The following is an 11687-nucleotide window of genomic DNA, read 5'->3' as shown; positions in this document are numbered from 1 at the left end:
ATTTGCTATCATTGAAAACATAAGCAACACATATCGCCTTATTATTACAATTTAAGTATACGCGGCTAACACCGCAAACACATCTATGGATCTGATAAATACAACCGCAGGCACCCCACGCATTGTTATTATTGGTGGCGGCTTTGGCGGCATACAGGTTGCAAAAAACCTTAAAAATAAACCGGTGGAAGTAATTCTGTTAGACAGGCACAACTACCACACCTTTCAGCCCTTACTTTACCAGGTAGCTATGGGCGCCCTCGAGGGCGATTCGGTAGCGTTCCCTATCCGCCGCATTTTTGCCGGGCAAAAGAATTTTACATTCGTAATGGCCGATGTGCAGCAAATAAATGCTGATGCCAATATCCTGAACACCAATATTGGTGATATTAAGTACGATCACCTGGTGATAGCTACCGGCGCAAATACCAATTATTTCGGCAGCGAGGAGCTGGAGCATTACACTATGCCCATGAAAAACCTGCCCGAGGCGCTAAACCTGCGCGCCTTGGTTTTACAAAACCTGGAAAAGGCATTAGTAACTACCGACCCCGAAGAACGGCAGGCCCTGCTCACCTTTGTGGTGGTAGGCGGCGGCCCTACCGGTGTGGAATTGTCCGGCGCGTTGGCCGAAATGCGCATGCATATCCTTTGTAAGGATTATCCCGGTTTGTGCCTTGATGATATGAAGGTTTACCTGGCCGAGGGAAAGTCGGAACTGCTGGCTGCAATGTCCGAGGGGGCATCGGCAAAGGCAAAGCATTTTTTGGTAGAGCGTGGCGTAACGGTAATTAACAGTGTACACGTAGAACATTACGATGGCCTAACGTTGAGTATTGATAACGGCACTGTATTAAAAACACGTAACGTGTTTTGGGCTGCCGGTGTGCGTGGCGAAATGCCGGGTGGCTTAACCGCGCCGCTCACCCGTGGTACCCGCATCAAAACCGATAACATCAGCAGGGTAGAGGGTTGTCAGAACATCTATGCCATAGGTGATGTTGCCGCTATGATCACGCCCGAATTACCGGAGGGTTTACCCGGTGTTGCTCCTGTTGCCATGCAGCAAGGCAAGCACCTGGCAAAAAACCTCATCCATATCATTAATGGCCAGCCAGCTATACCTTTTAAATATTTTGATAAGGGTACTATGGCCACCGTCGGCCGTAACCGGGCCGTTGCCGATATTGGCCGCTTACACTTCCAGGGATTTTTTGCCTGGCTAATGTGGATGTTTGTGCACTTGCTATCGCTGGCCGGGTTTAGTAATAAGCTGATCGTATTTTTTAGCTGGGCTATTAATTATATCAATAAGGATAGCGATAACCGGCTGATCGTGCGTGGTTTTAATACCGGGAAGATGCAGGTGGATGATACATCGAAGTAGCCCCTTTTTGTTTTCTACTACTTGTCATTACGATAGAGCTGGGCTGGAATAGGGAATGGGGCGAAAGAGAAATCTTATACGATATGCAAGTTGGTTCGCATGGACGTATAAGATTTCTCACTGCGTTCGAAATGACAACATGTAATAATGGGGTAGCCCTAATTATAACTCGTAATATTCTTATCTGCTACTAAGTGTATATCATAATCCTTACGGATAGGGCTGTATGGCACCGTATCATTAATGGAAATATAGATCATCCCCAGATCCTTTACATTATAACTTTGGATATCTGCCGGAACAGTGCCGCTGGTTACCAAAAACTGGGCGATGGAGTTATGGATCATGTTGTATTGCGAAATATCGTCGGTATCTATCTCTACAAATATCTTGCGGCCATCCGCCCGTACTTCTACGCTGCTTTTGGTGCCGCCCTGCATGGTTGCCATGTAGGTGCGGGTTTTCTTTTTGATGTTTGACTTGGTGATGGTATAGCCCTTAGCCACCATAAAGGTATCGGCCTTGCCCAGGTTATTTTCTATCAGATACTTCATGTCTTCGTACGATAGTAATTGCTTTTGCCCGTAAGATAGTTGCGTGGCCAGGAAAAATGACAATATGAAAATGAATGTTTTTATAGTTTTGCTCATGCTATGGTTAAAATCTATGTTTTTAGTAGTGTTTTCCAAATTTAGGCTAATAAAATCATAACTTAGGCGCAACAAATATATTATGTCAGTTACAATTAATCTATCACGCGTTAGCGACGACTTTGGCTTCGAGGCCACCGACCAAAACGGTCATACTGTTAAAATGGATACCAGCCCCGAAAGCGGCGGCAAAAACTACGGCGTACGCCCCATGCAAATGTTGCTGATGGGTTTGGCAGGTTGTTCGGCTATCGACGTGATCAGCATACTAAAGAAACAACGCCAGGATGTGGTGGATTATAAAATGGTGGTAAACGGCGATCGTGAGGCCGGCGTTGAACCCTCGCTTTGGAAGGATGTAACTATCGAATTCCATCTTTATGGCGATATTGATGAGGATAAAGCCAAGCGCGCTGCCGAACTATCGGTTGATAAATATTGCTCGGTAGCTGCCACTCTTAAAAAAGGCGGAGCGGCCATTAACTGGCAGGTGTTTATACATCCTGCTGAGTAATTGATTAGATTGGGAGTAAAGATGGGAGAATCGGGAATCAAGGATAGTAAATCCTGATTCCTGATATCTTGAATTTATCTAAAAGATAAGCGGAAAGACCGGTCAAAAAAAGGCCGGTCTTTGTATTTAAATAGCTTGCCAATTGCTATATTGCTACATATTAACCCCCGTTAAATGAAACTATTATTTACTGCTCTTTTTTGCTTCTCGCTAAGCACATATGCCATTGCCCAGGATGCCCCGCGTATGGTTCGTTTCCGTACGATGCGTAACGATAGCATTAACCTCGCCCTTAACGAAGATTATCAAATGATCGAGGATAGTTGCGCCACGATGATCCGTTATGCGCATTACAGCCCGGCCAAACATATCTTTTTTGGCAAGTTTAAGGATGTAAGCAGGCAGAATCCATCACTGATACTTTCTGAAGGCAATTATTCGGCCGATGGTTTAAAGGATGGCGAATTTGTCTCCCGTTATTCCAATGGTAATTTGCAATCAAAAGGCAATTATAAGGATAACAAGTACGATGGTAAGTGGGAGATAAACTTTGATAATGGCAAGCCCAGGATGACGTTTGAAGTCAGCAATGGCGTAATAAAGATTGCCAGCGTTTGGAACGAAAAGGGAGGTAAAATAATTGATAACGGTAAAGGCAATTATGAAGTAAGCGCTGGCCCGATAACCTGGGTAGGTAAGCTGGATAACGGACTGCCCGATGGGACATGGAAAGGCTACGCCACCGCAGACCCGGCGAAATCGGCCTTAATACGGGAGAGTTTTAAAAAGGGCGTGTTTGAGAAGGGAGCTAACGCCATGGGCGAATACACTAACGCGTCGCGCATTGCATTTATAGGGCCGGATATGCTACCTTATGTTACCGCCGAAAAAATGATACTATCGCCTACAGCATGTGGCGAAACAAAAAAACAAGCTATTGTTTATGCCTTTTATCAGGGAGGCGTAAGGGCGTATAGCGAGGAAATTAGCCGGCTGATCAGCGCGTACCTTAGCAAGGTAGACTTAGCGCCGTATAACGATCAGTTAGAAATTACCGGTATTGTGGGTAAAAATGGCCTGGTATATAACCTTAGATATACCAACGCTTTTAACGAGGAAATTGCACGTGGAATAATTAATCAGTTGCGCAGGCTGCCGGGCTTGCAACCAGGCACTGCCGATGGGAAACCAATGGAGCAAAATATCACTTTTTCATTTACATTTCAGCTGAGCAGGTATAGTTTTACCTGGAGGGTGCAACCGGTAAAATCCTGATATCAATAAATTAATTGTAGCCTTTTTAGTACTATTTGTGCTGTCGCTTATTAACCGACAGGTGGATTTGTTATAGATTACAATTAGCTTTTTAAACAGAATTGTATGCTGATATTCTGTATTTAAGCGATGTTGTGTAACACCTTATTGTAGTTAATAAACCAATACCTGTTTTTATATTGGCACCGATATTGGATGGTTGTATATGTGTTTAAATAAACACCATTATAAACTACACAACCATGAAGCTACATTTAAACAAAGCCTCGTTACTGGTCTCCGGACTGTTGATGGGGAGCAAACTATTTGCACAAACGCCCGATTCTGTGGCAACTGCAACTTATGTAAAACCTTTTTCGCCCGTAAGCTCATTCCGTACCTGGTCAATTGGCCTGTATGGTGCCTCACCATCATTTTACACCCCCTTTCAGGGTAAAGAGGATTGGCATACACAGAAAATAAATTTCGGTTACGGCGCTTACATCAAAAACCAGATCTGGCACTCGTTCGGTATACAAGCCAATTTCTTCCGGGGCCAGCTTGAGGGTACCGACCCAGCCTTAGGCACTGCTTTTAACCGTGTGAAAACCGATGTTAATTACGCGGTAGATCTGACCGGTGTGTTCACGCTTGCCAATATCAGCTGGAGTAATCAGCAAGGCGGCATGCAGCCATATATGTTGGCCGGTGGTGGGTTTGCCGGGTATAAGCCAACTTTATACAATGCTTCGGGTGCTGCTACGCCGGGTTATCGTAATGGTAGCAATATCAGCGAGTTTTATGTTCCGGTTGGTGTCGGCCTAAAATTCAATGTTAGTCCCTCAATCAATATCGATTTGGGCTACACCGTAAATTTTATGCATAGCGATAACCTGGATGGCTATACCACAGGCGGTAACTACGATCAGTTTTCGTACGGACACATCGGCTTGGAGTTTGCTTTAGGCAAACGCTCAAAACCGCAATTGGCAACGCATAACCCGGTAGCATCTATGCGTACCGAGTATACTACTAAAGAGATCGCGCTGCAAAACATGATCGATGCTGAAAAAGCCCGTAATGAGCAATTGCGCAACGATCTGAATACCACTAACGCAAATTTAGCCGCAACTAACGCCAACCTGGCTAAGTTTACGATGGATAGCGACGGCGATGGCGTGCCCGACTTTTTTGACAAATGCCCTAACACGCCTGCCGGTACCAAGGTTGATGGTTCGGGTTGCCCGCTGCCGGTTGCCAAGCCTGATGTAAAGGTTTATGTAACCGAGGCTGATAAGAAAATTGTGAAGGAAGCCATCCAAAACCTGGAGTTTGATTTTGGTAAGGCTACTATCCGCGCCAAATCGTTCCCAAGCCTGGAAAGAGTAGCCCAGTTACTGGTCGAGAAAAATTTCAGCCTGAAGCTGGCCGGTCATACCGATAACGTAGGTTCGGACGAAGCTAATATGAAACTATCGAAAGACAGGGCCGAGTCGGTAAAATCGTTCCTGGTAAGTAAAGGTGCTAATCCATCACGTATTGAAGCAACAGGTTACGGCGAAACACAACCGATAGCGACTAACAAAACCGCTGCCGGTCGTCAACAGAACCGTAGGGTTGAGTTTACGTTATTCTAATACCTCAGACCTCTTCTCTGAAGGAGAGGGGCTTTAAAACAGAAAAGTCGAAGCATTTAACTTCGACTTTTCTGTTTTTTTATTTTTGTTGGATATCATACCCTTTTGATATCCGCGCCGAGTGCTTGCAGGCGTTTATCTATATGCTGATAACCGCGCTCTATCTGCTCAATGTTATAAATTGTTGATTTACCTTGTGCAGATAATGCGGCGATCAGTAACGATACGCCTGCACGGATATCCGGCGATGTCATGGAGATACCACGCAGCTGTACTTGTTTATCTAAGCCAATAACGGTAGCACGATGCGGATCGCAAAGGATGATCTGTGCGCCCATATCCAGCAGTTTATCTACAAAGAACAAGCGGCTCTCGAACATTTTTTGATGGATCAGTACCGAACCTTTGGCCTGGATAGCTACCACCAGCACAATGCTCAACAGGTCGGGGGTGAAGCCAGGCCATGGCGCATCGGCAATGGTCATGATAGAACCGTCGATAAAAGTCTCTATTTCGTAATGTTCCTGTGCGGGGATAAAAATATCATCGCCGCGCAATTCCAATTTGATACCTAAACGACGGAATACATCGGGGATAATACCTAACTCATTATAATGTACATCTTTAATGGTGATCTCCGATCCGGTCATGGCAGCCAAACCAATGAACGAGCCGATCTCTATCATATCCGGTAGCATGCGGTGCTCGGTGCCGCCCAGTTCGGTTACGCCTTCAATGGTCAACAGGTTCGACCCAATGCCGCTGATCTTAGCGCCCATACGGTTCAGCATTTTGCAAAGCTGTTGCAGGTATGGTTCGCAGGCTGCATTATAAATGGTGGTAGTACCTTTTGATAATACCGCGGCCATCACTACGTTAGCTGTACCGGTTACCGATGCTTCATCCAGCAAAATATAAGTACCCTGCAGGTTTGATGCATCTACATTGTAAAAACCGGTATCGGCATTATAATCAAAGCGGGCACCCAGCTTTTCAAAACCAAGGAAGTGGGTATCCAAACGTCGTCGGCCAATTTTATCGCCACCCGGTTTAGGGATAGATGCCTTGCCGAAGCGGGCCAGCAGCGGGCCAACGATCATCACCGATCCACGCAAGCTACCGCCTTTTTGCCTGAATACATCCGACTCGAAAAAGTTCAGATCGATCTCATCAGCCTGGAAGGTGTAGGTGTCTCCGTTCAGTCGCTCAACCTTTACGCCCATATCCCCCAGCAGCTCTATCAGTTTATTCACATCTTTAATATCCGGGATATTGCTGATGGTCATCTTCTCGCCGGTCAGTAACACAGCCGATAGGATCTGCAGGGCCTCGTTTTTGGCACCCTGCGGTACTATTTCGCCTTTTAGCGGCTTGCCGCCTATAATTTCAAATGCGTTAGTCATTTTTAGAAGTTCATGGTTGATGGTTCACAAATAGTTCATGGTTCATGGCCGATGGTTTATAGTACACTACTGGATAAGCGATGAACTATGAACCATTAGCTATGAACGGCGCAGCCAATTAGTATTTCCTGCCGCCTCCGTTGTTGTTACGCTGGTTGTTACGGTTGTTTTGGTTATTGTTGTTGCGCTGGTTATTGTTACGGTTATTCTGGTTATTGTTGTTGCGCTGGTTGTTATTATTGTTACGTTGATTGTTGTTGCGTGCCTTAGTATCCTGCTGGCGGAATTCAACCTTATTCAGGTTTACGTTGTCTTCCAGCTTCAGTTCGCCGCGCGATAGTTCGCGTAAATCGGCCAGGATGCTTTCGTCCGATACCGAATCTTTATTCCATTGCACGTAGGCCATCTTCATAAAGTTGGCAATGGCTTGTACCATGTGTTGTTTGCGGGCAGGCTCGTCAATGCTTTTCGCCTTTTCTATCATCAGCTCGATGGTTTTGCCATAGTGCTTGTACCTGATGCGTTGGTGCGGATAACGGAGTGGTTCAGGCTTCAGATGGATAGCTTCGACAGTTGGAACCGGGTAGGGCGAATCTACATCTATCTTAAAATCGGATATGATGTGCAGGTGATCCCAAAGTTTGTGCTTAAAGTCGGCCACATCGCGCAGGTGCGGGTTCAGGAAGCCCATCAGGTCGATAACCACCTGGGCGTATTTGTTTCGTTCCTCTTTAGACGGCAGCTCCACAATGTATTTCACCATGTTTTGTACGTTGCGGCCGTACTCGGTAAGTAATAATTTTTTCCGGGTTGAATTATAATCAAACGGAGCAGATGGACTTAAATTAGCCATATATTAATTTCTTTTAAAATGTAAATATCTATTTGTTTGAAGCTAAAATTAGCGCAGATCCAACCGGAATGAACATCGGTGGCGGCTAAAGTTGAATTGTTGTGGAGACACAAATATAGGCCAATTGTTTTGCAAAGCAAATTTTTTGATTGAATGTTACCCGTATAAAAACGATATTTAGCCGTTAACACTAATATTTAAAATGATCATTACCCACATAGATATCTACCGCTTCAGCATCCCTATGGAGCCGTTCACCATTGCTACCGGAACTATGGATTATGCACAAAATACCTTTATCCGCGTGCATACCGATGCCGGTTTTTATGGTGTGGGCGAGTGCTCGGCTTTCCCTATGATAGTAGGCGAAACGCAGGATACCTGCCTGGTAATGGCAAAGGAGTTTGCCCGCCTGTGGAAGGGACAGGATGCTTTGGATATCGAAGCCCGCCTAAAGCAACTGCACGATTTTACCGCCGGCAACGGTACCATAAAAAGCGCCTTTGATATGGCTTTGTACGATATCGCTGCCAAAAATGCCGGTTTACCGTTATGGCAATATCTAAAAGGTACTGAAAGGAGTATTGAAACAGATATCACCGTTGGCATTGCCGCTCCAGAAATTATGGCGCAACGGGCATTGGCATTCCGTAACGAGGGCGCTAATTATCTAAAGGTAAAATTAGGAAAAGATGCCGCCGGCGATGTGGAGCGCATCAGGCAGATCCGTGCCGCGGTTGGCCCGGAAATGAAGATAAGGGTTGACGCTAACCAGGGCTGGACTTTTGACGACGCGTTGTTTGCGCTTAATGGTATCAGCGCTTACGATATTGAATTTTGCGAACAACCCATGCGCACCTGGTTTGATGACCGCCTGCCCGAACTGATGCAGCTATCTCCGGTAAAAATTATGGCCGATGAAAGTGTATATAACCATTACGATGCGCTGAAGCAGTTAAAAAGTCATTCCTGCCATTATATCAATATCAAACTGGCCAAATCGGGCGGAATAAATGAAGCGATAAAGATACATGATGCCGCTGCCGGGTACGGCATCCCCTGTATGATGGGCGGGATGCTGGAAAGCCGCATAGCCCTGAGCGCCAAGCTGCACCTGGTATATGCCAGTCCAAATATCCAATTTTTTGATATGGATACCTGCAAGCTTGGTCATTTGGAAGACCCCTGTGTTGGCGGGGTTAGTTATAACGGCTACCATCTGCAAATGCCGGATGCTCCAGGGATCGGCGCTGATGCGGATGAGGCGTTTTTAGCTAAATGCGAACGGTTTAGTGTGTAAATTAAACGGCGATGTATAACTTCCATCGCCGTTTAAAAATTCTCTATTTTACTTAGACAACTCCGCAAAATACTTGTGGAACAAGGGTAAAGTCTCGATGCCTTTATAGTAATTATAAATGTCGTATTTCTCGTTAGGCGAGTGCAGCGCGTCACTATCCAAACCAAAGCCCATCAGAACGGTCTTGATACCTAACTCCGCTTCAAACAGTGCCACAATAGGGATACTGCCGCCGCCACGGGTTGGGATAGGCGCTTTGCCGAACGATTCGGTAATAGCCATTTGTGCTGCCTTGTAGGCGATGCTATCCGTTGGGGTAACCACCGGTTCGCCGCCATGGTGTGGCGTAACAGTAACCTTTACATATGGCGGGGCAATCTTGTTGAAGTGATCGGTAAACAGCTGGGTGATCTTTTCCGAACTTTGGTTGGGTACCAAACGCATAGAAATTTTGGCGTTGGCCTTTGATGGCAGCACAGTTTTTGCGCCTTCGCCAATATAGCCGCCCCAAATACCGTTTACTTCCAAAGTAGGGCGGGTGCCGGTACGCTCAAACGTCGAGTAGCCTTTTTCGCCCCACAGGGCATCCACACCCAAATCCTTCTTATATTCTTCCTCGTCGTATGGTGCCGAGTTAAGTTCTTTTTTCTCCGTATCGGTCAACTCCACCACATCGTTATAAAAACCAGGGATGGCGATATGATTATTTTCATCATGCATAGATGCGATCATTTTGGCCAGTATAGTAGCCGGGTTAGCTACTGCGCCACCGTAAACGCCCGAATGCAGATCGCGGTTAGGGCCAACAACTTCCACTTCTAAATATGATAAGCCACGCAGACCAGTCTCCAGCGATGGGTTTTCCATGCTGATCATTGATGTATCCGATATCAGTACCACATCGGCTTTCAGGCGTTCCTTGTTAGCTTTAACATAGATGCCAAGGTTGTTCGACCCAACTTCCTCTTCACCCTCAATCATAAATTTGATATTGCAAGGCAAGGTGTTGGTTTGCATCATCAGTTCAAATGCTTTAACGTGCATATAAAACTGGCCTTTATCATCGCAGGCGCCGCGGGCATATATTTTGCCATCGCGTACAGTAGGTTCAAAAGGAGGGGTATGCCACAATTCCAGCGGATCGGCCGGTTGCACATCATAATGGCCATAAACCAAAACGGTAGGTTTGGCTGGGTCGATGATCTTTTCTCCGTAAACAATAGGGTAGCCGGCGGTTTGGCAAACTTCTACCTTATCGGCGCCGCTTTCTGTAAGTCGCTTGGCTACCAGGTCGGCAGTTTTTAATACATCATCCTTATATTTAGGGTCGGCACTTACCGATGGGCAGCGCAACAGTTCAAACAGTTCATCAAGCATGCGTTGCTTGTTGGCTTCTACATATTGTTTTATATCCTGCATTGGTTGTTTAGTTTGTTGGCAAATATATAGGTTGTTGCCGGTAAGCGTGTAAACTGTGGATATATTTCCATGCAATTCCCCGCCTAAATATCCCGCAAATATTAATTTATAATGATGTTGCAACAATTGCGTTAACTTTTAAGTCTAATAGCTTTAATTAACACTTAAAACACATTGTGGTATTTAATTTGCATCGGCATAAATAATATAGTTTTACCCGATAGGTTTTACTGTTGGTTAAGTTGCTAAATATCAAGGGTTATTTTATATATTTGTTCAATTACTATTGGTTAGGCTTTGAAAAGGAAAAACAGGAATTATCAACGGATAATTTACTTTACGGTCGCTTTACTATTGTTCTTCCTATCGGCACACGCTCAGCTGCCGAATTGTAGTGCCGCCTCAAAATTTTACAGTAAGGATAGTATCAACATCACCACGTTTGGCGCCAGTACGGTGGCGGGCATTGGGGGCTTTTCTTTTCAGCCCGGCCTGAAGCAAAATTTCGAAAATTGTTATACCGGTAAAATTATCGATATCACCAATAATGGTATTCCTGGCGAAACTACTACACAGGGTTTAACCCGTTTCCCGAAAGCGATTGAGGGCCGAACGGGCTTTATCGTTATTGACATGGGCGCTAACGATGCGCAGGCCATTGTTAATAAAAAGATGAGAATTACAGATACCGAACGAAATATGCGGTATTATATTGAAGAATCGATAAAACATAACCTGATACCTATTATAGGCACCATACAGTTTTATAACGATAAGAATGATCAGTTTTTAAAGAACTGTAACCTGGTGGTAAAGCAAATTAACACGCTTTACAAAAAGCTGGCGATGGATTATCACGTATATCTTGCGGATATTAACCAATCGCTTGGCCGCGATTTTAACCTGTACCAGGATATGGTGCACCCCAATGCCCAGGGATATAAGCTTATTAGCTTTGTACTTTTTGATGCCATTAACGAAGCTATCGAAGAAAAACTTCTGCTTATTGGCATCAGTCAAAACTATCCAAACCCGGTACGCGATAACACACGTATCAATTTCAGCTTATCGCAAGCCGGTAAAGTGCAAATTAAATTATATAACCTGCTTGGTAAACCAGTGCGCACCCTCGTCGACGAATACCAAACTTCGGGCTTCCACGAAGTAAACGCCTACCTTGGCGACCTAACCGCAGGTATGTACATCTACGTAATGCAGGTAGGTGGGCAGCAATTAAGTAAAAAACTTTTACTGGTAAAATAACCCCGCC

General features: G+C 45.2%; 10 protein-coding genes. 6 read left to right on the top strand and 4 right to left on the bottom strand.

The window, feature by feature from the left end; translation table 11 throughout:
• The first annotated feature begins 85 nt into the window (after nt 1-85).
• Nucleotides 86-1387 carry an NAD(P)/FAD-dependent oxidoreductase gene (locus HQ865_RS10295; protein ID WP_173414821.1) on the top strand — a complete coding sequence of 434 codons (1302 nt, stop codon included), beginning with the start codon at nt 86-88 and terminating at the stop codon, nt 1385-1387.
• A 158-nt stretch (nt 1388-1545) separates the two neighbouring features.
• On the opposite strand, the gene HQ865_RS10290 is transcribed toward HQ865_RS10295, so the two are convergent.
• Nucleotides 1546-2037 carry a hypothetical protein gene (locus tag HQ865_RS10290; protein ID WP_173414820.1) on the bottom strand — a complete coding sequence of 164 codons (492 nt, stop codon included), beginning with the start codon at nt 2035-2037 and terminating at the stop codon, nt 1546-1548.
• A gap of 82 nt (nt 2038-2119) precedes the next feature.
• Between HQ865_RS10290 and HQ865_RS10285 the strand changes: the two genes are divergently transcribed.
• From HQ865_RS10285 to HQ865_RS10275, 3 genes are all read left to right on the top strand, one after another.
• Nucleotides 2120-2551, top strand: a complete 432-nt coding sequence (locus HQ865_RS10285; protein WP_173414819.1) for an OsmC family protein — start codon at nt 2120-2122, stop codon at nt 2549-2551.
• Between the two features lie 174 nt (nt 2552-2725).
• A complete protein-coding gene (locus tag HQ865_RS10280; RefSeq protein ID WP_173414818.1) occupies nt 2726-3826 on the top strand; it encodes a toxin-antitoxin system YwqK family antitoxin in 1101 nt (366 codons plus the stop codon).
• A 242-nt stretch (nt 3827-4068) separates the two neighbouring features.
• Nucleotides 4069-5442, top strand: a complete 1374-nt coding sequence (locus tag HQ865_RS10275) for an OmpA family protein (RefSeq protein WP_173414817.1) — start codon at nt 4069-4071, stop codon at nt 5440-5442.
• Nucleotides 5443-5537: 95 nt separating this feature from the next.
• On the opposite strand, the gene murA is transcribed toward HQ865_RS10275, so the two are convergent.
• Both murA and HQ865_RS10265 read right to left on the bottom strand, forming a co-directional pair.
• Nucleotides 5538-6845, bottom strand: coding sequence for a UDP-N-acetylglucosamine 1-carboxyvinyltransferase (gene murA / locus HQ865_RS10270; RefSeq protein ID WP_173414816.1), 1308 nt, complete (start codon nt 6843-6845; stop codon nt 5538-5540).
• Nucleotides 6846-6963: 118 nt separating this feature from the next.
• Nucleotides 6964-7698, bottom strand: coding sequence for a DUF4290 domain-containing protein (locus tag HQ865_RS10265; RefSeq protein ID WP_173414815.1), 735 nt, complete (start codon nt 7696-7698; stop codon nt 6964-6966).
• A 202-nt stretch (nt 7699-7900) separates the two neighbouring features.
• On the opposite strand from HQ865_RS10265, the gene HQ865_RS10260 reads away from it, so the two are divergent.
• A complete protein-coding gene (locus tag HQ865_RS10260) occupies nt 7901-8998 on the top strand; it encodes a mandelate racemase/muconate lactonizing enzyme family protein (protein WP_173414814.1) in 1098 nt (365 codons plus the stop codon).
• 48 nt (nt 8999-9046) lie between these two features.
• Here HQ865_RS10260 and HQ865_RS10255 read toward each other — a convergent pair whose 3' ends face one another.
• Nucleotides 9047-10417, bottom strand: coding sequence for a dipeptidase (locus HQ865_RS10255; protein ID WP_173414813.1), 1371 nt, complete (start codon nt 10415-10417; stop codon nt 9047-9049).
• A gap of 297 nt (nt 10418-10714) precedes the next feature.
• On the opposite strand from HQ865_RS10255, the gene HQ865_RS10250 reads away from it, so the two are divergent.
• On the top strand, nt 10715-11680 hold the full coding sequence (locus HQ865_RS10250) for a GDSL-type esterase/lipase family protein (RefSeq protein WP_173414812.1): 966 nt from the start codon (nt 10715-10717) through the stop codon (nt 11678-11680).
• Nucleotides 11681-11687: the final 7 nt, after the last annotated feature.

This window comes from Mucilaginibacter mali (genome assembly GCF_013283875.1).
GTDB lineage: Bacteria > Bacteroidota > Bacteroidia > Sphingobacteriales > Sphingobacteriaceae > Mucilaginibacter > Mucilaginibacter mali.
Note: the sequence above shows the minus strand (reverse complement) of the source record. Positions and strands in the feature narration are given on the sequence as shown.

Coding starts and splice junctions, on each gene's coding strand:
- HQ865_RS10275 (WP_173414817.1), top strand. CDS start 4,069: ATGAAGCTACATTTAAACAAAGCCTCGTTACTGGTCTCCGGACTGTTG.
- HQ865_RS10280 (WP_173414818.1), top strand. CDS start 2,726: ATGAAACTATTATTTACTGCTCTTTTTTGCTTCTCGCTAAGCACATAT.
- HQ865_RS10260 (WP_173414814.1), top strand. CDS start 7,901: ATGATCATTACCCACATAGATATCTACCGCTTCAGCATCCCTATGGAG.
- murA (WP_173414816.1), bottom strand. CDS start 6,845: ATGACTAACGCATTTGAAATTATAGGCGGCAAGCCGCTAAAAGGCGAA.
- HQ865_RS10295 (WP_173414821.1), top strand. CDS start 86: ATGGATCTGATAAATACAACCGCAGGCACCCCACGCATTGTTATTATT.
- HQ865_RS10265 (WP_173414815.1), bottom strand. CDS start 7,698: ATGGCTAATTTAAGTCCATCTGCTCCGTTTGATTATAATTCAACCCGG.
- HQ865_RS10290 (WP_173414820.1), bottom strand. CDS start 2,037: ATGAGCAAAACTATAAAAACATTCATTTTCATATTGTCATTTTTCCTG.
- HQ865_RS10285 (WP_173414819.1), top strand. CDS start 2,120: ATGTCAGTTACAATTAATCTATCACGCGTTAGCGACGACTTTGGCTTC.
- HQ865_RS10255 (WP_173414813.1), bottom strand. CDS start 10,417: ATGCAGGATATAAAACAATATGTAGAAGCCAACAAGCAACGCATGCTT.